Here is a 19,719-nt window from a genome sequence, read left to right on the forward strand (position 1 = left end):
CTTTGATCTTGCTCCCAAGAGAACAAACATACCGACGCCGCAACCGCGCAACGCCATGGTCAACAATCAGAACCAATCCGCCTGCATCTCGTAGGCACTAGGCTCCGCCTCCCCCACCAACCGAGCCGCCAACTCAATCTGCGGCAACTCCGTAGCAAAGAAAAACCGACAAGCCTGCAGCTTGCCCAGATAAAACGCCGTATCGGCGACATTCGCCCCAGCTAAACCCCGCTGCGCGATCGCAGCTTGGCGCAACCACAGCCACGCAATCGTCAGATGCCCAAGCAAAGTCATGTAATGCCCCGCATTGGCCAACGCCAGCCGCACCTCGCCCGCGGCCATGCGCCGACCCACCGCGACCGTCGTCTCTCCGGCCAGCTTCGCGCCCGCCTGCAATTGCGCGGCCAACGCAGCCAGCTCCGGCAGCGAGCCAGCATCGGCGCAGGTCGAACCGATCTCCCGCAGCAACAACTTCAACGCCGCGCCGTCGTGCATCATGGCCTTGCGTCCGAGCAGGTCCAGCGCCTGGATGCCGTTGGTGCCCTCGTGGATCGGGTTGATGCGATTGTCGCGGTAGCACTGCTCGACCGGATACTCGCGGGTATAGCCATAACCGCCGAGAATCTGGATCGCCAGTTCGTTGGCCTTGAGCGAATAGTCCGAGCCCCAGGCCTTGATGATCGGCGTGAGCAAGTCCAGCAATAGGTGGCTTTCGTTGCGCACGGTCTCGTCCGGATCGCGGCCCTGGTCGACCAGCAACGCGGTGTAGAAGCCGAGCGCCTGCGCGCCTTCGACCCAGCACTTCTGCTGCAACAGCATGCGCCGCACATCGGCGTGCTCGATCAACGCCACCGGCGCGGAGCTCGGGTCCTTCTGATCGGGATGCCGGCCCTGATGGCGCTCGCGCGCGTACTGCAACGAATACAGATAGGCCATGCTGCCTTGCTGAACCGCGCCCAGGCCGACGCCGATGCGTTCCTCGTTCATCATGTGGAACATGTAACTCAGGCCCTGGTGCGGTTGCCCGACCAGGTAGCCGTGGCAATCGCCGGCCTCGCCGAACTTGAGGAAGGTGTTGACGCTGCCGCGCTGGCCCATCTTGTGATTGAGCCCGGCCAGGCGCACGTCGTTGCGTTGCGCGCGGGTGCCGTCGTCGTCGACGCGCCAGCGCGGCACGATGAACAAGCTGATGCCGCGCACGCCGGCCGGGCCGCCGGGAATCTTCGCCAGCACCAGATGCACGATGTTTTCGCCGAGCTCATGATCGCCGGCCGAGATCCACATCTTCGCGCCGCTGAGGCGATAACTGCCGTCGGCCTGCGGTTCGGCGATGGTCTTGATGTCGGCCAGCGAGGAACCGGCCTGCGGTTCGGACAGGCACATGGTGCCGTAATAGCGGCCGTCGACGATCGGCTTCATATACAGACGTTTTTGCTGTTCGTCTCCATAGGCTTCGAGCAGATTGGCCGCGCCGCGCGCCAACGCCGGGTACGCCACGGTCGAAGGATTGGCCGCCGAGAACATGCAGTCGCACACCGCGCCGATCACGAACGGCAACTGCATGCCGCCGTCGTCGTAATCGGCCAGCACCGCCATGAAACCGGCTTCGTTGAACGCGCGCAGGCCTTCGCCGATCTCGGGGATCAGTTCGACCTTGCCGTCGACCATATGCGGTTCGTGCAGATCGCTCTTGCGATTGTGCGGCAGGAACTTGCTGACCGCGAGCTGGTGCGCCAGCTCGATCGCCGCGTCGAAGGTTTCGCGGCTGTGCTCGGCGTAGCGCGGGTAAGCGGTCAGGGTGTTCACGCGCAGCAATTCGTACAGCATGAAATCGAGGTGGCGTCGATCGATCAGGGGGCTGGAGCTCATGGCGGCGATCCGGCTGGAAGTGAGTCATTTATGCGATACGACTCATATAGCGTCAAGTTGTTGATTCGACTAAGCTGCGCGAATGCCCAAATCCGCGTCGAAATCGGCTCCGTCGAAGCAGGCTCCGTCGAAGCAGTCCGCCTCGAAACCGGCCGCCTTGACCCGCCTGGGCCAGGCCCTGCGCGAACCCGGCGCGGCGCGGGTCACGCCGCTGGACCTGTTCCGGCTGGCGCGGCGCGGCTGGGTCGACGGCGAACGGCTCGACATCGGCGCGCTGGCCGCGCAACTGGGCATCGGCCGCGCCACCGCGTTCCGCTGGGTCGGCAGCCGCGAGCAATTGCTCGGCGAAGTGATCTGGTCGCTGTGCGAGCCCTTGCTCGATCAGGCCGCGGCGGCTTCGCACGGACGCGGCGCCCAGCGCGTCGCGGCGACCTGCGAGTACGCGATCCGGGCGATGCTGCGCTACCGCCCGCTACGCCGCTTCATCGAACTCGACGCCGAATTCGCCCTGCGCCTGATGACCTCCAAGCACGGCCCGCTGCAAGCGCGGGTCATCGACAAGGTGCGCGGCCTGCTGCAGTTCGAAAGCGAACGCGGCGCGCTCGAGTTGCCGTTGAACATCGACACGCTCGCCTATCTGGTGGTGCGTCTGGCCGAGTCGTTCATCTACGCCGACGTGATCAGCGACCAGCGCGTCGACCCGGCCGATGCCGGGCTCGCGATCGAGTTGCTGCTGTCGGGGCGGGTCGAGCAACGCCTCGCCGCGCCCGCAAGGAAAAAAACCTCCGCGCGCGTCAAGCGCTGATCGTCGGCGGGACGGGATTCGACGACACGATCGCAATCGGCATCGGATATCGACGCTGAGCGATCGCGCGATGTGAAGAACAGATCACGACGACACGTCGCCGCGCTTTTCGCGCGACCGCGCGTGTCCGGTTTGCAATCGATAATCCGTTCTGCGGCGAGAGTGCGAAATCGAGCGGTTTTCGCCTGTAATCACGACGCGATGAACAGCGATTGTGTGCGCGATTTCATGAATTCAACGCTTACTCCTGATGCACAAAAAAGCCACCTTGAAGCTTGACGAGTTGTGCAGTTAATCAACTGAACGCCACGTAGACTCGGACCTCTATTGAGGGCTTTCAATGGATTATCTGGGAGCGCTGGCGAAGCTGGGCGTGTGGTTTGCGGTGTATCCGCTGGGGGCATGGACGCTCGCCTCGATCGGACATGAAACCCGGGTTCTTCGTTCGCATGCGCTGATCGTGCTGTGCGTGGGCAGCGCGGTGGCGACGCTGGCGATGATGACGTTGGCCTTGGCCGGATGGTTTTCACCGTTGTGGATCGGCATCGCCGGTTGGTTGGTGACTGGCCTGTGGTGTTGGCGGGCGCGGCCCTGGATCGGGCTCGCGCAGCGGATACGAATGCACGCGAAGCCGCGCGTCAGCTCGCTCGGCCTTGTCGCCGTCGCCGCGATCGTGATGACGGCCGGTGTGCTGTATGCGTTCTTCCCCAAGGAAAGCCTGCTCGGCGAACGCGATGAAGGCATCTATGCCCAGCATGCGCTGCATCTGCTGCGCACCGGCGGGTCGGCCATCGATCTGCGCGCGCTCGGCATCGCCGACGACCCCGCCATCGTCGCGATCGAGCAAGGCCGGGCGCCCGAGTTACCCGGTATTTATCCGACCTCGCAGCGATGGACCTTCCAGTTTTCGGCGGCGACGCCGGTGTGGATGGCGATGCTCGGATCGATGCTCGGGCCACAGGGAATTTTCCGCTTCAACGCGATCGTCGGCGTGTTCAACTGTCTGGCGTTCTTCGTCCTGGTCCGGCGCATATTGAAGCCGTCGCAGCGCGTCTGGGCGATCGCCGCGCTGGTGGTGTACGCCTTGCAACCGGCGCAGGTGTGGATTTCCAGGAACAGCCTGAGCGAGCCGTTCTGCAGTTGGTTCGTGCTCAACGGCGCGTTGCTGGCGATGATCGCCTTGACCAAGCGCTCGCGAGTGCTTGGAACCAGCGCCGGCGCATTGATCGGCATGGCCGGTTTCGTGCGCATCGACGCGGTGATTTTTCCGCTGGCGATCGTCGCGGCCTGGCTGGCGGCGGTAGCGGTCGATCGCGGTCGCCGAAGCGAGCGGTTCAATCCGGCGTTGCAGGAAATCGCCTTCGGATGCGCCGCGGTCACCGCGCTGGCGCTGGGCTATTTTCTCGCCTTCGTGCAGCCTTATCTGACCGGGCTGGCGGACATGGTGCTGGGCGCGATTATCGCGACTGCGCTGTGCGCTTGTCTGGCGCGCGCGTCGCAGGCCAGCGCCGGGTTGCGTATTCCGCGGCGTTTCGCCGAACGCGGCGCATGGCCGGTCGCGCTGGCGATGGTGGCGCTGTTCGTTTATGCGATGTGGATACGTCCGCATCTGCAGCCGTATGCCTTGATCGAATCGAAGTTGGTGCCGCAGTTGAACGGGCTGCGCGACTATCGCGAAGCGAGTCTGGTCAATGTCGCCGCGTATCTGTCGCTGCCGGTGGCGATCGCCGCGGGTATTGGCGCGGCCTTTGCGGCGTGGTCGGCATGGCGCGGGACGCCAGGTTCGGTCAAGACCTGGGTGCTGGTGTTTCTGCTGGTGCCGACCCTGGTCTATCTGTGGAAGCCGATGGTGTCTCCCGACCATATCTGGGCCGCGCGGCGTTGGGCGCCGGCGGTATTCCCGGCCTGCGTGGTGTTCGCCGCGCTGGGGTGCGCGGCCTTGTCGCGGCGATGGCGCGCACCGTATGCGTACGCCGCGGTGGCCGTGCTCAGTCTGGCGCTCGGCGCGAATCTGCTGTGGCAGCAGCGCGACACCTTGTTGCTGCGCGAGGACGCCGGAATGGTCGCGCAAGTGGCGGCGATCGCTGCACAGCTGCCGCGCGATCGGGTCAGCTATGTCGTCGCGGCCGGCCCGTTGGCCAGTGCGTTGATCACCGGATTCGGCGCGCGCGTCGCGCCGGTCGCATCGCCGTCGGGTCCGCAGTGGGACGCGTTGCGCGATCCCGCGGCGCACGGCGCCCGACTGGTGTACTTCGCCGGCATGGACATAGGCCGCACCGATGCGGTCGAGGTGGCGACATTACCGATCCGGCGTCTGCGCCGGGTCACTTCGATGGGCGAGCCGGCGCACGGCACCCGCGAGGAAATCAGCGATTGGAAGGTGGTCCAGATCGGCCCATAGGCGGCCGCGCGGCCGCGTCCTCGCAAGCGGACGTGGATCGACGCGATCGCTTACCGGCGCAGGCAAGGCGAAGTCATCGCCATGGAATCGGATAGGAGGTCGAACGATGAATGCTCGCAGATCGTTTCGCATGGAAGACATCACGGTTCGGCATGCCGGCAACGCGATGTTGTCCGAACCGCTGGCGATCGGCGGCGAGAAGCTCGCGCGCCGGCCGATCAAGGTGGTCATCCAGATTCCCTGTCGCGACGAAGCCGGACAACTGCCCGATACGCTCGCCGCGCTGCCTTCGTTCATCGGCGGCGTGCAGTCGGTGGAGTGGCTGGTCATCGACGACGGCTCGACCGATGAGACCACCCAGGTCGCGCTCGAGCACGGCGCGCATGCGGTGCTGCGTTTTCCGGGCAATCGCGGGCTGGCGCATGCGTTCTCGGCCGGCCTGGAAGCGGCCTGCCGGCGCGGCGCCGATGTCGTCGTCAACGTCGACGGCGACAATCAATACGACGCGTCGGCGATTCCGCGCATGGTCGCCGAGATCGTGGCCGGTCGCGCCGACATCGTGGTCGGCTGCCGGCCGATCGAGCGCATCGGCCACTTTCCATGGTGGAAGAAACGCCTGCAGCGCCTGGGCAGCCGGGTGGTGCGGGCGGTATCCAACGTCGCCATCGAGGACGCCACCAGCGGATTTCGCGCCTACAGCCGCGACGCGGCGATGCGCATCAACGTCTACTCGCGTTACACCTACACCCTGGAAACCTTGATCCAGGCCGGCCAGACCGGACTGCGGATCAAGGGCATTCCGGTCGAGGTCAATCCGCCCACCCGGCCTTCGCGGTTGATCCGCAGCGTGCCCGAGTACATCGCCCGCTCGATGCTGACGATCCTGCGCTCGTTCCTGATCTATCGGCCGCTGGAGTTCTTCCTGGTGCCGTCGGGCCTGGCCGCATTGCTGGGCGTCGGGATCGGCGCGAAGTTCCTGTTCGAGTATGTTCAAGGTCGTGGTGACGGCCACATCCAGTCGCTGATTCTGGCCGCGACCGCGGTGCTGGCCGGCGCGATCGGCGGCGCGGTGGGACTGCTGGCGAATCAGCTGGTGGTGAACCGCCGGCTGCTGGAAGAACAACAGCTGAGCCGGCGACGCGCGGAATGGCGACAGATGCCTTGAAGTCGATCTGGTACATCACCCGCAAATTTCCGCCGTCGCGCGGCGGTATGCAGCAACTGAGTCATCGCATCGCGACCGAACTGGGCGTCCTGCGGCCGCTGACCTTGCTGCGCTGGCGCGCCGGGCAGTGGGGCTTGCCGCTGTTCGTGCTCGGCTCGTTGATGCGCCTGGGCTGGGGGCTGATGCGCGGCCAGGTCCGGGTGCTGCTGCTGGGCGATCCGGTGTTGTCGTTGTTGGCGCTGCCCGCGCGCTGGGCCGGGGTGCCGGTGGCGGTGGTGGTGCACGGTCTCGACCTGACCTATCCGAACCGTTTGTATCAATGGTATTTGCGGTCTTTTTTTCGCGGTCGCATGGACACCTATATCTGCATCAGCCGGTTTGTGTTCGACGCGTTGATCGCTCGCGGCGTGGATGAATCGCGATGCGCATTGATCCATCCCGGCGCGAGCGATTCGCCGATGCTGGAAACCGGCGGCTGGAAAGATTCGCCGCCCGCCTTGCTGATTCTGGGGCGCTTGGTCCGGCGCAAGGGCGCGTTGTGGTTCGTGCGCGAGGTGATGCCGCGCGTGCTTGCGTCGCGGGCGTCGGTGCGTCTGGATATCGTCGGCGACGGTCCCGAGCGCGCGGCGATCGCGCAGGCGATACGGGACGCGAACCTGGACGAGGCGGTGCGGCTGTGGGGCGACGTCGACGAGGCGAACAAGGCGCAACGGCTTGCGCAATGCGATGTGGTGCTGATGCCCAATATCCGGGTAGAAGGCGATCCGGAAGGCTTCGGCCTGGTCGCGCTGGAAGCGGCCATGAGCCGGCGTTACGTGGTGGCCGCCGATCTGGAGGGATTGCGCGATGCCGTCGCGCGTCCCGAGTTGGGTCGGCTGCTGCCGACGGAAGACGCCGACGCCTGGGCCATGGCGATTGTCGAGTTGCTCGCCGATCGCCAAGACCTGCGCGCCAAGGGCGAAGCGGCGCGCGCGTATGCCGCCGCGCATTGTTCGTGGCGACAGATGGGGCGGCGTTATGCCGAATGTCTGGATGCGCTGGTCTAAGTTCGCCCGGCGCTTGGCGCGCAGCCTGGGATGGGTGCTGGGCCTGCTGGCGCTCGGTCTGGTCGCGGCGCAGGCGTGGTCGCGGCAGGACCAATGGCTGCCGCTGTGGCGGCAATTGCAGGCACGCGATGTCGTCGCGGTGGTGGGGCTGTGTTTGATCATGCAGCTGTTGCTGGGGCTGGCCTGGCATGTGTTCGTGCATGGACGGGTGGTGCCCGATCGATTGCTCGGCGATCAGTTGCGCTGGGGGCAGAGCCTGTTGGCCAAGTACCTGCCCGGCAAGATCTGGCAAGGCGTGGCGCGAGGAGCCTTGTACGCGCGCGATCGCGGTTCGGGCGCCGCGTTCGTGTTGTTCGTGCGCGAACAACTGTTGTCGCTCGGCATCAGCGCCTTGATCGCCGCAGCCGTCGCTCCCGCGGCGTTGTCGCCGCGACTGGGCTTGGGCTTTCAATGCGCCTTTCTCGCCGCTGCCGCGGCATTGACCTGGATCGCGATGCTGCAACGCCTGCCCGGACCGATCACGCGGCGTTTGCCCGCCATCGTCCGCGGCGGCATCGCCGAGCGTCCGGACGCGGCGACGATGCGGCGGGCGTGGTTGTTGCAGTTGGCGGCCTATGCGGCGATGTGCGCGGCGTTCGCGCTGCTGGCCGCGTCGTTCGGGCTGCGACTGGATGTGATCCAACTGTCGGCCGCGTTGTGCTTCGCCGGTCTGGCCGGGGTGGCCGCGCTGTTCGTGCCGGCGGGGCTGGGAGTGCGCGAGGCCGGTCTGTTCTGGTGCCTGAGTCCGCTGCTCGGCGCGGCCAATGCCGCGATGCTGGCGCTGGCCTGGCGGGTGGCGATCACCTTCGCTGAAGCGCTGTTCGCCTTGCTCAGTTTCGTGGTGGGCCTGCGCCGCCACTGATGCGGAAACGGTTCCGCCCGCGGCGCGGACGGAACCGTTTTTAGGCGATGAGTCGCTGTTTCTCAGAACTCTTCGATGACCGAGTGATTGACGAACAACGGCGCGTTGGAGCCGTTGCCGGACTCGCAGGTGAGGCCGTAGTTCACCGGCAGGCTCAGCAGGTTGCGGGTTTCAACCTTGAGTTTCCACAGACCGTGCGTGCCGTCATTGCGGGTGCTGCGTTCGCCCAGATAGACCTTCTGGAACGAGCTGACGTTGTTGCCGCCGGCGACGACGTTGCCCTGCGGATCTTCCAGGCGCATTTCCAACTGATTGGCGGCGGTGCCGTTGATCCGGCACTGCACCCAGTCGGGATGCTGCAGGTACAGGCCGAACTGATCCTGGCCGCTGGCCAGGCCGAGCAGGGTGCCGAGCGCGCTGTCCAGCGACACGCCGACTTTCTTGGAACGCTGATCGGCCGGGTCGATTTCCTTGGCGATGCGGAAATCGCCGCCGAAGTAGGTGTTGTCCTGCGTGGTGCAGTAGGCCACATAGCCCGGATTGGTGCTGGCGGTGGACTCGGTGAACACCGCCTGGACGTTGGAGTAATCGCCCGCGGCCGCGCCGACCACGTTGAACACGTCGAGATAGCGGATGGTTTCGTTGGCGCTGAGGTTGCTGACCTGCGGGCTGCCGAGCGGCGCGCCGGCGCCGGTGCGCAGCGACCAGCTCACCGACACCGGTTCGCCGAGCGCGCTGATGAAGCAGTTGCTCTGATAGCCCGGCGCGGCGGCCTGACGGCGCAGGCCGGCGACCGCGGAGGTGGTCGAGCCGCCGCTCAGCGAGCCGACCTTGAACGATTCCACCGAGAAGCCTTGTCCGGCCACCGATTGAATCCGGGAATAGCCCGAGATCGCCACGTTGGCGGCGCTCTGTTCCTCCAGCGCGAGCTGGCCGTAATTGCTGGTCGCGCTGACCGGGACCGAGCACAGCGTGGCCAGGTCGCTGCTCGCCACCGCGCCGGCGGCGACGGTCAGGGTAGAGCACGGGCGGGTGCCGGCGAACGGCGTGCCCGGCGCGCCGTAATAGGTGACCTTGACGCTGGCTTCGCTGTCGCCGCCGTTGCGTACGAACAAGGTCGAGGAATAGGTCGAGCTGTTGACCACGAGCGGAATTCGCAGCGAGGTGCCGTAACCGTCGCTGGTCTGCGCCAACGCGTTCGAGCAGCACAGGGCCGCCGCCAACAAGCAGTATTTATAGGCTTTCATGATAAGGAACCCTCTCGTCCATAAAGGTCACGGGCGCTTGCCCATGGGTGGTCGTTCCGAACCGGACGCTTCGCTGGGGTTGCATCCGGGCTGACGCACGGCTGGTCTTCGAAGGCTGTTCGCCGCCGAATTCCGATTCCGCTTACTGATCGAGCAACTTCTCGGGGAAGGCCTTGGTGCCGGCGACGACGGCGGCGATATCGGCCGGGCTGATCTGATAGATGCGCGACACCGCCTCGGGTTGTTTGCGCATCTGCGCCAGCAACTCGCGCTTGAGTTGTTCGCGCGCGCCCGGCGACAGGTTCAGGCCCTGGTTGTAGACGATCTCGTGTTGCTTGCCGTCCGGCCCGGTGTAGTTGCGAGGCGGTTGCGCCTGCGCGCTCGCGCTGCGGGTGTGCTCGGCCGCCACGGCCGCGGCGCGCATCGTGGTGGTCATGACCGGCGCGGTTTCGGGCGTTGTAGCGACGGATTGCGGCGAGTCGGCGGGTGTGGAGATCGTGCCCGGCGTCGACGCATCGCGCGAATATGAAGGCGTATCTTTATGCCAAGGTTTCCACGCCAGCGCGATCAGGATAGCGGCGGTAACGCAGAGCAATGCCTTGGGAAGGCGCGCGGTCGCGGCCATGAGTTTCCCCCTGTTTTTACGGTTCTGAAAATAATTTCGCGAAGTCGGACGGAATGGCTTTCGTGTGACTTTCGGTGAGTTCGTGGCATCACTTTTATCGCTTCGCAATCGTCAATAACGTGACAAGCGGCGACAAAGCGAGGGCGCGGGCGCGTGTGTTCGGTTAATGCAACCGCAGACTCATGTGAATTGAGGATTGGGTCGCGCGATGCTTCGGGCGCGTGCGGTGTTTTGTTTATGCGCTCGCGACGCGCGCGGATATTTATCGATCGCGACTTTGAGTCGCGCTTTTCATCGTGTGGCCGATTCGGGCGTCTTACTTCGTTGGCCGTTTTTAATAGGCTCGATGCAGGCGTTGCATGGTCGCCAGACGCGATCGTCGTGGGCGGTCAACGCGCTCGGAACAAGAACACATAAGCACTGATTCGATGGCGTCGCGCGCACAATGAATTCCAATCGCGATCTTTTAGCGCGCTCGATGATTTTGTGGTCACATCGATCGGCACGGATCAAGCGGTGCACAGTCGGAATGCGATGGGCAACCGGGCCGGGCGCGGGGCGTGCAAGTAGCCAGTCGCGGATGTGACGGCGAATGCATCGCGAACGTGGTCGGCCGTCGAGCTTCGTTTTTTTGGTCGCGGTGAATGGCGATTAGCGGCTCATCGGAGCATCGACACCTTGCGTCGTGGTTTCGCCGCGTAAATGGCGCCGGGGCACGTGCGCGCGGCAGGCAAGGTGCGAGACAAAGAAAAAGGGCTTCGCATCCGCGAAGCCCTTTTGCCTGCATCTAGGTCCGAACGAAGCCGCTTACGCCTCGGCTTCCTCTTCCTTGTACGCATCGATCGGAATGCACGCGCACATGACGTTCTTGTCGCCGTAGACGTTGTCCACGCGCGACACCGGCGGCCAGTACTTCTGCAGCTTCAGCGACGGCAGCGGGAACGCGGCCAGTTCGCGCGGGTAGGCGTGGGTCCATTCGCTCGCGGTGACCTGGGTCGCGGTGTGCGGCGCGTGCTTGAGCGGGTTGTCTTCGCGATCCAGGCGGCCGTCTTCGACCGCGCGGATTTCGTCGCGGATCTGGATCATCGCGTCGATGAAGCGGTCCAGTTCGTGCTGCGATTCGCTCTCGGTCGGCTCGACCATCAAGGTGCCGGCGACCGGGAAGCTCAGGGTCGGGGCGTGGAAGCCGAAGTCGATCAGGCGCTTGGCCACGTCCTCGGCGCTGATGCCGGTCGCGTCCTTGAGCGGGCGCAGGTCGAGGATGCATTCGTGCGCGACCAGGCCGTTGCGGCCGGTGTAGAGCGTTTCGTAATGCGGCTCCAGGCGCTTGGCGATGTAGTTGGCGTTAAGCAGCGCGACTTGGGTCGCCTTGCGCAGGCCCTGGGTGCCCATCAGGGTGATGTACATCCACGAGATCGGCAGGATGCTCGCCGAGCCGAAGCTCGCCGCGCTGACCATGCCGACGACGCCTTCGCCATCGACGGTCTTCGGCAGGAACGGCGCGAGGTGCGACTTGACCGCGCACGGACCGACACCCGGGCCGCCGCCGCCGTGCGGAATGCAGAAGGTCTTGTGCAGGTTGAGGTGCGACACGTCCGAGCCCCACTTGCCGGGCTTGGCCACGCCGACCAGGGCGTTCATGTTGGCGCCGTCGGTGTACACCTGACCGCCGTGCTTGTGGATGATCTCGCAGATCTCGACCACTTCCTCTTCGAACACGCCGTGCGTGGACGGGTAGGTCATCATGATCGCGGCCAGGCGGTCGCTGTATTTCTCCGCGGCGCGCTGGATGTCGGCGACATCGACGTTGCCGTTGGCGTCGGTCTTGGTGACCACGACGGTCATGCCGCACATCTGCGCCGAGGCCGGGTTGGTGCCGTGGGCCGAGTCGGGAATCAGGCAGATGTCGCGATGGCCTTCGCCGCGCGAGCGATGATAGGCGCGGATCGCCAGCAGGCCGGCGTACTCGCCCTGCGCGCCGGAGTTCGGCTGCAGGCTGACCGCGTCGTAGCCGGTGCATTCGACCAGCATCGCTTCGAGTTCTTCGATCAGTTGCTTGTAGCCGGTGGTCTGTTCGGCCGGGGCGAGCGGATGGATGTTGCCGAACTCGGGCCAGGTCACCGGGATCATCTCGGCGGTGGCGTTGAGTTTCATCGTGCAGCTGCCCAGCGGGATCATGGTGCGATCCATCGCCAGGTCCTTGTCGGCCAGCGAGCGCATGTAGCGCAGCAGCTCGTGTTCGCTGTGATGGGTGTTGAACACCGGGTGCTGCAGGAACGCGGACTTGCGCACCAGCGCGGACGGGATCGCGTCGGCGGTGGACGTATCGAGCGCGTCGATATCGAGGCTGGCGCCGAACAGGCCGGCCAGCGCGCTCAGATCGTCGCGGGCGACGGTTTCGTCCAGGCTCAGGCTCAGGCTGCTCGCGTCGATCGGACGCAGGTTGATGCCGGCGGCGCGCGCCTTGGCGTGGATCGCATCCGCGTCGATGCCGCTGACGTGCAGGGTGTCGAAGAAACCGTCGGCGACGGTGATGCCGGCGCCGCGCAGCGCGGCGGCGAGGATCGTGGCCTGGCGATGCACGCGGCGGGCGATGCGGGTCAGGCCGTCGGGGCCGTGATAGACCGCGTACATGCTGGCCATCACAGCCAGCAGCACCTGCGCGGTGCAGATGTTCGACGTCGCCTTCTCGCGGCGGATGTGCTGCTCGCGGGTCTGCAGGGTCAGGCGGTAGGCCGGCTTGCCGTCGGTGTCGACCGACACGCCGATCAAACGGCCCGGCATCGAACGCTTGAACGCGTCGCGGCAGGCCATGAAGCCGGCATGCGGGCCGCCGAAACCGAACGGCACGCCGAAGCGCTGGGTATTGCCGACCACGATGTCGGCGCCGAATTCGCCCGGTGCCTTGAGCAGGGTCAGCGCGAGCAGGTCGCTGGCGATCGCGACGATGCCGCCGCGCGCATGCACCGCGTCGGACACGGCCTGATAGTCGTGCACGCCGCCGAAGGTGTCGGGGTATTGCAGCAGCGCGCCGAACGCATCGACGGTCAGCGCGTCGGCGTCGTCGGCGATGTGCAGCTTGATCTCGAGCGGCTCGGCGCGGGTGCGCAGCACTTCCAGCGTCTGCGGGTGGATGTTCTTCGAGACGAAGAAGGTGTCGGACTTGGACTTGGCCGAACGCTTGGCCAGGGTCATCGCTTCGGCGGCGGCGGTGCCTTCGTCGAGCAGGGACGCGTTGGCGATCTCCATCCCGGTCAGGTCGGCGACCATGGTCTGGAAGTTGATCAGCGCTTCCATGCGGCCCTGCGAGATTTCCGCCTGGTACGGCGTGTACGCCGTGTACCACGCCGGGTTCTCCAGGATGTTGCGCAGGATGACGTTCGGGGTGTGGGTGCCGTAGTAACCGCGGCCGATGAAGCTGCGGAAGACCTTGTTCTGGGTGGCGATGGCGCGGATCTTGGCCAGCGCCTCGACTTCGCTGATCGCGGTCGGCAGGGCCAGCGGCTGGGTCGACTTGATCGAGCCGGGCACGATCGCATCGGTCAGCGCTTCGAGCGAGTCGTAGCCGACCTTGCCCAGCATGTGGCCGATTTCGGCGTCGTTGGGGCCGATATGGCGCTCGATGAAAGCGTCGTGGTGCTCGAGCTCGCGCAGGGATACGTTCGTCATGGGCAGGGGGCGTCCTTTGGCAGCGTGCGGTGCCGCACGCGAGGCGCCCCTCTGTCCTTTTGCCTGAGAGTTTGGAAGCCCCGCTGCGGTCAGGCTGCGGTGTGACGGCTGGGGAGGGATGGCCGTTGGGGGCCGCTCCGTTCCGCGCTGGCTTCGTGCCCCTTCGGCGCCGGTTCCGCCCGCTGGATCGCGGGTGGTCGGTCTCTCCAGAGTTTGTACACGCGGCGGTATGGGGCCTGAGCGATTACGGGCGTTGCGCCTTCGGCAGCGGTCCAGGCCTGGGGCCGGGGCGCTTCTCCCACCGGGTGTTTCAAGCCGGGGATTATAGCCGGGGATGGGGTTTGGGGGGCAGGGGCTGGGGCGGGTTCAGGGTTGGGGCGGTGGGATCAGGTCAGGTTGGGTTTGAGACGGTGGGAGATGGCGCGGGACAGGCCCTGACGCAGGGGCATCAATCGGAAGTGAATGCCCCAGCAGGACGCTCCCAGTTCTAAAGACGCCCACCCAGTTCGTCATTCCCGCGAAGGCGGGAATCCAGCGCCTTTCGTGCGAGAACGTTTGAAGTCACTGGATGTTCGGCTGCGCCGAAGTAAAGCGGAGGCCGCGTTCGCGGGAATGACGGTAGGAGAGATGGCCGCGGTCGAGTTACGACAGCAAACAACTGTGAGTGAGAGCGACAAACACAGAGAAGGCGTGGACGCCCAGTACCCCACCGAGCCCATCGCCCTCAATCAACAAATCAAAACAACTTCCCCACCCGACCGCGCACCCGCGCGGTTGTATGCTGTGAAGTCTCCCCCAAGCCCCCGACGCCGACATGAGCGCGCGACCGTTTCAGCTGATGCAACTCGATCACGTGGTGCTGCGCGTGCGCGACACCGCCGCGATGATCGCCTTCTACTGCGATGTGCTCGGCTGCACGGTCGAGCGGCGCCAGGACCCGATCGGGCTGGTGCAGTTGCGCGCCGGCGCCTCGCTGATCGATCTGGTCGATGTGGACGGCAAGATCGGCCGCATGGGCGGGGCGGCGCCGGGCGAGGAGGGCCGCAACATGGATCACCTGTGCCTGCGCGCCGAGCCGTTCGACCGCGAGGCGATCGTGGCTCATCTGGACGCGCACGGCGTGCGCATCGGCGACTTCGGTTCGCGCTACGGTGCCGAGGGCGAAGGCCCGTCGCAATACCTGTTCGACCCGGAAGGCAATCTGGTCGAACTCAAGGGCCCGCCGGACGAAGTGCCGATCGACACCCAGGCTTCGGGCGCGGCGACCTGATGAACGCCTCCGTCAAGGCGCCGTTGTCGATCCGTCGCCTGGCCTTGCTGCTGGGCGGCTTGGCGATGTTCGGGCCGTTCTCGATCGACACCATCTTCCCGGCGTTTCCGGCGATGGGCGCCGAACTGGGCGCGGACAAGCTGCAGATGCAGCAGACCATCAGCGTGTATCTGGTCGCGTATGCGCTGATGAGCATCGTGCATGGGCCGCTGTCGGATGCGATCGGGCGACGCAAGGTGATCATTGGTGGGTTGGGGGTGTTTACCTTGGCTTCGGTGGCGTGCGCGCTTTCCACCGATCTGCCTACTTTGCTTTTCTTTCGCGCGGTACAAGGGCTTTCGGCGGGTGTTGGCCTGATCGTCGGCCGCGCGGTGATCCGCGACGTGTTGCACGGCGACGACGCGCAGCGGCTGATGAGCCAGGTGATGATGATCTTCGGCATCGCCCCGGCGATCGCGCCGATCATCGGCGGCTGGATCCTGGGCTGGGCGCACTGGCCGGCGATCTTCTGGTTCCTGGTCGGTTTCTCGGTGCTGCTGCTGGCGGCGGTGATCGTGCTGCTGCCGGAAACCCATCCGCCGCAGGCGCGGCTGGCGCTCAAGCCCAAGCGCTTGCTGCGCGATTACGTCGCGATCTTCCTCAACCCGCGTTTCCAGCGCCTGACCGCGGCCGGTGCGTTCAACTTCGGCGCGCTGTTCCTGTATATCGCCTCGGCGCCGGCGTTCGTGCTCGACATCCTCAAGCTCAACGAGCGCCAGTTCGCCTGGTTCTTCGTGCCGACCATCGGCGGCATGGTGCTGGGCTCGTTCGTGTCCGGCCGCGCCGCCGGCAAGATCGGCGGCGATCGCCTGGTCAATATCGGCTTCGGTTTCTGCGCGCTCGCCCTGGCGATCAACCTGGGCTACAACCTGTGGACCGCGCAGCCGCAGGTGCCGTGGGCGATCATCCCGATGTGCATCGGCGCGTTCGGCATCGCCCTGGTGTTTCCGATCGTGACCCTGTCGATTCTCGACATGTACCCGCACCAGCGTGGTTCGGCTTCGTCGTTGCAGGCGTTTTCGGGGTTGGTGGTCAATGCGCTGCTGGCCGGGGTGATCTCGCCCTGGCTCAGCGACAGCGCCGTGCATCTGGCGATCGCCGCGTCGGTGTTGACCGCGGTGGCGTGGGGGTTCTGGCGCTGGGAGGCCTTTGTTTCGAAGGCCGCGTGCGCGCGGGTGCCGGAGGATGCGGTGATCGTGGAGCCGCAGGATTTGATGTGATTCGTGCGGCTTGGCGGGTTGGCGGGTGGCGTTCGCGCAGGTCGAAGTGACGGCGTAAATGTAGGTTCGCGGTCGCGGCTCGCGCCGCTCCTACGGGGAGCGGCCGATGCACTCGGATCGGCCGGTCAATTCGTCAATGAAGCGCTTCCTGTAGGAGCGGCGCAAGCCGCGACCGCGCAACCGCAACGACGACGCAAGCGCGAGGCCGCGGCGATCGCCGCGACCAACGCCGTCCTGCAACCCCGGCGCCTAGATCAAGCCTGGATCGGTAATGCCGTGCTCGCCGGTCTCCATGCGGCCGGCCAGGCGACGGTAATACTCCGGGTCGTTCGCGTCGGTCAGCACGAAGTCATACCACTGCTGGCTTTCGTCGAGCTTGATCGGGCGGTAATGCACCGCGGCCGGGCCCAGGCGTTCCAGGCGCGGTTCGTACAGGCCGTATTGGTCGGCGAGGTTCAGGCGCAGCGGTTTGAACGCGGGGTTGCGCAAGGCCAGGATCAGCTTGCGCCGACGCAGGCGCAGGTCGGGCACGGTGGTCACGGTCGGGTTGGCGCCGCCGAACGAGCCGCGGAATTCGCGGAAGAATCCGTTCGGCGCGAACACCTGCAAGGCGTAGGCGCGGGCGCCGTCGCGCTGCAGCGTCCAGTCGCCGTGCAGCACCTTGCCCGGTTCGACCGTGTAGCGGCGCGGAATCGCGTTGGGATTAAGCAGGTCGTAGACATGGAACACCGCGGCGATGCGGCCGGTGTTGCCGAAGCTCAGGCGCAGCCGCCGTGCGTCGTGATCGAAACGTTCGCCGACCTGCAGGTCGTAGGGCAGGGCGCGCGAGGGTTTGATCCCGGGTTGCTGCCGCGGCGCGCTCGCCACCGCGGGCGGTTTCGGCGCGGGCAGACGGCTTTGTTCGGCGACGATGCGGTCGGCGTCGCCGATTTCCGGCAGCGACGGGATCGGTTCGTGATTGGGATCGTGGAAGTTGAACGCAGTGGTCAGGTCGCCGCACACCGCGCGCCGCCACGCGCTGATGTTGGGCTCGGCCACGCCGAAACGTTTTTCCAGGAAACGGATCACCGAGGTGTGGTCGAACACCTGCGAATTGATCCAGCCGCCGCGGCTCCACGGCGAGATCACGTACATCGGCACGCGCGGGCCCAGGCCATAGGGGCGGTCGTAATAGATCGCCGGATCGCTGGAGGTGCCGTGCGACGGGCCGCTGCGCGCGATGTGGTGTTCGCCGCGCAGGTCCACGGTCGAACCGCCGATCAAGCGGTGGTCGGCGTCGAACGACGGCGGCGCCGGCGGCGGCATGTGATCGAAGAAACCGTCGTTCTCGTCGAAATTGACGATCAGCACCGTGCGCGCCCACACCTGCGGATCGGCGGTGAGCGCTTCGAGCACGCGCGCGGTGTAGTCCGCGCCCCAGATCGGCGCCGACGGGCCGGGATGTTCGGAGTACTTGGCCGGCGCGACCAGCCACGACACCTGCGGCAATTGGCCGCTGCGCACGTCGCTGGCGAGATCGTCCAGAGTCCAGGTTTTCAAGGCTTTTTCGGCCAGCGCCGAGCCCGGCGCGGCGGCGCGGAACTGGCGGAAGCCTTCGAGCGGATTGTCGGAAAAGTTGTCGTCCATGTCCTGGTACAGCTTCCAGCTCACCCCGGCCTGTTCCAGGCGCTCAGGGTAAGTGGTCCAGAAATAGCCTTCGCTGGCCGGGCCGCCATCGTCGAAGGTGTTGACGATCGCCGGGCCGCCGCGATCAGCGGCCGGGTTGTTGGTGCCTGTCCACAGGAACAGGCGATTGGGATTGGTGCCGGTCTGCTGCGAGCAGTGATACGCATCGCACAGGGTGAAGGCGTTGGCGAGCGCGTACTGGAACGGGATGTCGGCTTCCTGGTAATGGCCGAGCGAGCGTTCGGTCTTGGCCGGCAGCCACTTGTCCATCACACCGTTGTTCCAGGCCGCCTGCGCGTCGGGCCAGGTATGCGGCGTGCCGCCGATGCGCTGCGCGCTCGTGGTCTTGGTGTCGATGTGATACGGCTGAATTTCGCGGCCTTGCGCGGTGGTCTGTCGCCACACCGGCTTGCCGCTGGGCAGCGGGATCGGGAAGCGATCGCCGAATCCGCGCACGCCGCGCATCGCGCCGAAGTAATGGTCGAACGAGCGGTTCTCCTGCATCAGGATGACCACGTGCTTGACGTCGTGAATGGTACCGCTGACGCGCGCGGCGGGGATCGCGAGCGCTTTTTGGATCGCGGGCGGGAACAGGTTGAGGGCCAGGCCGGCGGCGGTGGCGCCGGCGGCGCCGCGCAGGAAGCTGCGGCGATGGGAATCGTGCGAGTCGGTCATGACAATCCGGGCATAAATCCGCTGGAAAGCGGGAGGCTGGGGGAGCGGCGGGCGACCGCCATCGCAGGGTGCTGGGCGCAGATGGCAGTGCGGTGACTGTCTGTGGACCGGTGCGCGGACTTGTGCGCGCCTGCGCAGTGCGCTGGGATGACGGTCGCGGCTGCGGTGCGGGAAGCGGCGCCGGGGTTGCGAGATGAATCGGCGTTCGGCCGTCGCGTGCGTGTTCGTGATGCGCGGCCGGCATGGCGCATGCGCGGCGTTGGCCTGTCCGGCCGCGGCCGCGCGAGTGGCCGCGAACCCGCGCGCAACGTCGTCGAAACCCGCCGCATCGCACCCGTCCACGAGCCGACCGAAAGCTAAAACCGCCGCGCTGTGCCCGTCGTGGCCGCTGTGGCTATACTGCCGAATCGATCCCTTCGCAAAGGAATGCCATGAATCAGCCCGTGATCCCCGACGTAGCCCTGGTCGACAACACCGAACAGCGCACGCCGCTGGTGCTGGTGCTGGACTGCTCGGGCAGCATGATGGGGCCGCCGGTGCAGCAGTTGAACGAAGGGCTCAAGCTGCTGGAGACCGAACTCAAGAGCGACGTGATCGCGGCCAAGCGGGTGCGCGTGCTGGTGGTGCGCTACGGCGGTTTCGATCATGCCGAGGTGGTCGGCGACTGGTGCGACGCGATGGATTTCACCGCGCCGGTGCTGGAGGCCGACGGCACCACGCCGACCGGCCGCGCGATCGATCTGGCTTTGACCGAGGTCGAGAACGAAAAGCAGCGCTTCAAGGCCGCCGGCATCGCCTACACCCGGCCGTGGCTGTTCCTGATGTCCGACGGCGTGCCGACCGATACCTGGGAAGCCTCGGCCAAGCGCGCGCGCGAAGCCGAGCAGGCCAACAAGGTCGCGATCTTCCCGATCGCGGTCGGCGACGGTTCGCAGGTCGGCGTCATGGGCCAGTTCAGCGGCAAGGGCGAGGGCGGGGTCAAGCGCCTGCAAGGGCTGCAGTTCCGCGAATTGTTCCTGTGGCTCAGCGCGAGCATGCAGGTGGTGTCGCAATCGCGTCCGGGCGGACAGGCGCAACTGCCGTCGACCGACACCTGGTCCTCGGTGCCGACCTGAGCGGCGG

The 19,719-nt window shown here is 66.0% G+C and carries 15 protein-coding genes and 1 riboswitch; of the genes, 10 read left to right on the forward strand and 5 right to left on the reverse strand.

The features are described from left to right. Positions 1-66: 66 nt before the first annotated feature. A complete protein-coding gene (locus tag ASD86_RS13405; RefSeq protein WP_200957252.1) occupies positions 67-1,869 on the reverse strand; it encodes an acyl-CoA dehydrogenase in 1,803 nt (600 codons plus the stop codon). A gap of 157 nt (positions 1,870-2,026) precedes the next feature. On the opposite strand from ASD86_RS13405, the gene ASD86_RS13410 reads away from it, so the two are divergent. The 5 genes from ASD86_RS13410 to ASD86_RS13430 all read left to right on the forward strand — a co-directional run bounded on the left by ASD86_RS13410 (position 2,027) and on the right by ASD86_RS13430 (position 8,187). Continuing rightward, on the forward strand, positions 2,027-2,674 hold the full coding sequence (locus ASD86_RS13410) for a QsdR family transcriptional regulator (RefSeq protein ID WP_157476599.1): 648 nt from the start codon (positions 2,027-2,029) through the stop codon (positions 2,672-2,674). Positions 2,675-3,014: 340 nt separating this feature from the next. Further along, a complete protein-coding gene (locus tag ASD86_RS13415; protein ID WP_056111196.1) occupies positions 3,015-5,075 on the forward strand; it encodes a hypothetical protein in 2,061 nt (686 codons plus the stop codon). A gap of 106 nt (positions 5,076-5,181) precedes the next feature. Beyond that, complete coding sequence (locus tag ASD86_RS13420) at positions 5,182-6,240, forward strand: glycosyltransferase family 2 protein (RefSeq protein ID WP_235567752.1); 1,059 nt, start codon at positions 5,182-5,184, stop codon at positions 6,238-6,240. Then, entirely contained in the window at positions 6,222-7,286 is a 1,065-nt protein-coding gene (locus ASD86_RS13425; RefSeq protein ID WP_082578332.1) for a glycosyltransferase family 4 protein, read from the forward strand. Before ASD86_RS13420 ends, ASD86_RS13425 begins: the two co-directional genes overlap by 19 nt. Beyond that, positions 7,273-8,187 carry a lysylphosphatidylglycerol synthase domain-containing protein gene (locus ASD86_RS13430; protein ID WP_162253664.1) on the forward strand — a complete coding sequence of 305 codons (915 nt, stop codon included), beginning with the start codon at positions 7,273-7,275 and terminating at the stop codon, positions 8,185-8,187. The genes ASD86_RS13425 and ASD86_RS13430 overlap by 14 nt, the downstream gene beginning before the upstream one ends. 62 nt (positions 8,188-8,249) lie before the next feature. On the opposite strand, the gene ASD86_RS13435 is transcribed toward ASD86_RS13430, so the two are convergent. Both ASD86_RS13435 and ASD86_RS13440 read right to left on the reverse strand, forming a co-directional pair. Further along, positions 8,250-9,434 (reverse strand): hypothetical protein, encoded by a 1,185-nt coding sequence (locus tag ASD86_RS13435; RefSeq protein WP_056111203.1) that lies wholly within the window; start codon positions 9,432-9,434, stop codon positions 8,250-8,252. Positions 9,435-9,576: 142 nt separating this feature from the next. Beyond that, positions 9,577-9,870, reverse strand: a complete 294-nt coding sequence (locus tag ASD86_RS13440) for a hypothetical protein (protein ID WP_036109409.1) — start codon at positions 9,868-9,870, stop codon at positions 9,577-9,579. On the opposite strand from ASD86_RS13440, the gene ASD86_RS13445 reads away from it, so the two are divergent. Next, the gene (locus ASD86_RS13445; RefSeq protein ID WP_056111206.1) at positions 9,869-10,087 is read left to right on the forward strand and encodes a hypothetical protein; all 219 of its coding nucleotides are present in this window, start codon (positions 9,869-9,871) and stop codon (positions 10,085-10,087) included. The two genes, ASD86_RS13440 and ASD86_RS13445, sit on opposite strands and share 2 nt — an antisense overlap. Before the next feature lie 779 nt (positions 10,088-10,866). Here the strand turns inward: ASD86_RS13445 and gcvP are convergent. Continuing rightward, a complete protein-coding gene (gene gcvP / locus ASD86_RS13450) occupies positions 10,867-13,728 on the reverse strand; it encodes an aminomethyl-transferring glycine dehydrogenase (protein WP_056111209.1) in 2,862 nt (953 codons plus the stop codon). 215 nt (positions 13,729-13,943) lie between these two features. Continuing rightward, positions 13,944-14,039, reverse strand: a riboswitch (glycine riboswitch). Positions 14,040-14,542: 503 nt separating this feature from the next. Here gcvP and ASD86_RS13455 point away from each other — a divergent pair. After that, positions 14,543-14,998: a VOC family protein gene (locus ASD86_RS13455; protein WP_056111212.1), complete on the forward strand. Its 456-nt coding sequence runs from the start codon at positions 14,543-14,545 to the stop codon at positions 14,996-14,998. Next, positions 14,998-16,257 carry a multidrug effflux MFS transporter gene (locus ASD86_RS13460; RefSeq protein WP_056111216.1) on the forward strand — a complete coding sequence of 420 codons (1,260 nt, stop codon included), beginning with the start codon at positions 14,998-15,000 and terminating at the stop codon, positions 16,255-16,257. The genes ASD86_RS13455 and ASD86_RS13460 overlap by 1 nt, the downstream gene beginning before the upstream one ends. A 249-nt stretch (positions 16,258-16,506) precedes the next feature. On the opposite strand, the gene ASD86_RS13465 is transcribed toward ASD86_RS13460, so the two are convergent. Further along, positions 16,507-18,597, reverse strand: coding sequence for a phospholipase C, phosphocholine-specific (locus ASD86_RS13465; protein ID WP_056111218.1), 2,091 nt, complete (start codon positions 18,595-18,597; stop codon positions 16,507-16,509). A 147-nt stretch (positions 18,598-18,744) separates the two neighbouring features. Here ASD86_RS13465 and ASD86_RS27855 point away from each other — a divergent pair, with 147 nt between their 5' ends. Both ASD86_RS27855 and ASD86_RS13470 read left to right on the forward strand, forming a co-directional pair. Then, positions 18,745-18,957 carry a hypothetical protein gene (locus tag ASD86_RS27855; RefSeq protein WP_157476601.1) on the forward strand — a complete coding sequence of 71 codons (213 nt, stop codon included), beginning with the start codon at positions 18,745-18,747 and terminating at the stop codon, positions 18,955-18,957. A 71-nt stretch (positions 18,958-19,028) separates the two neighbouring features. Continuing rightward, entirely contained in the window at positions 19,029-19,712 is a 684-nt protein-coding gene (locus ASD86_RS13470) for a VWA domain-containing protein (protein ID WP_046657356.1), read from the forward strand. Positions 19,713-19,719: the final 7 nt, after the last annotated feature.

The organism is Lysobacter sp. Root690, from assembly GCF_001427785.1.
Taxonomy (GTDB): domain Bacteria; phylum Pseudomonadota; class Gammaproteobacteria; order Xanthomonadales; family Xanthomonadaceae; genus Lysobacter.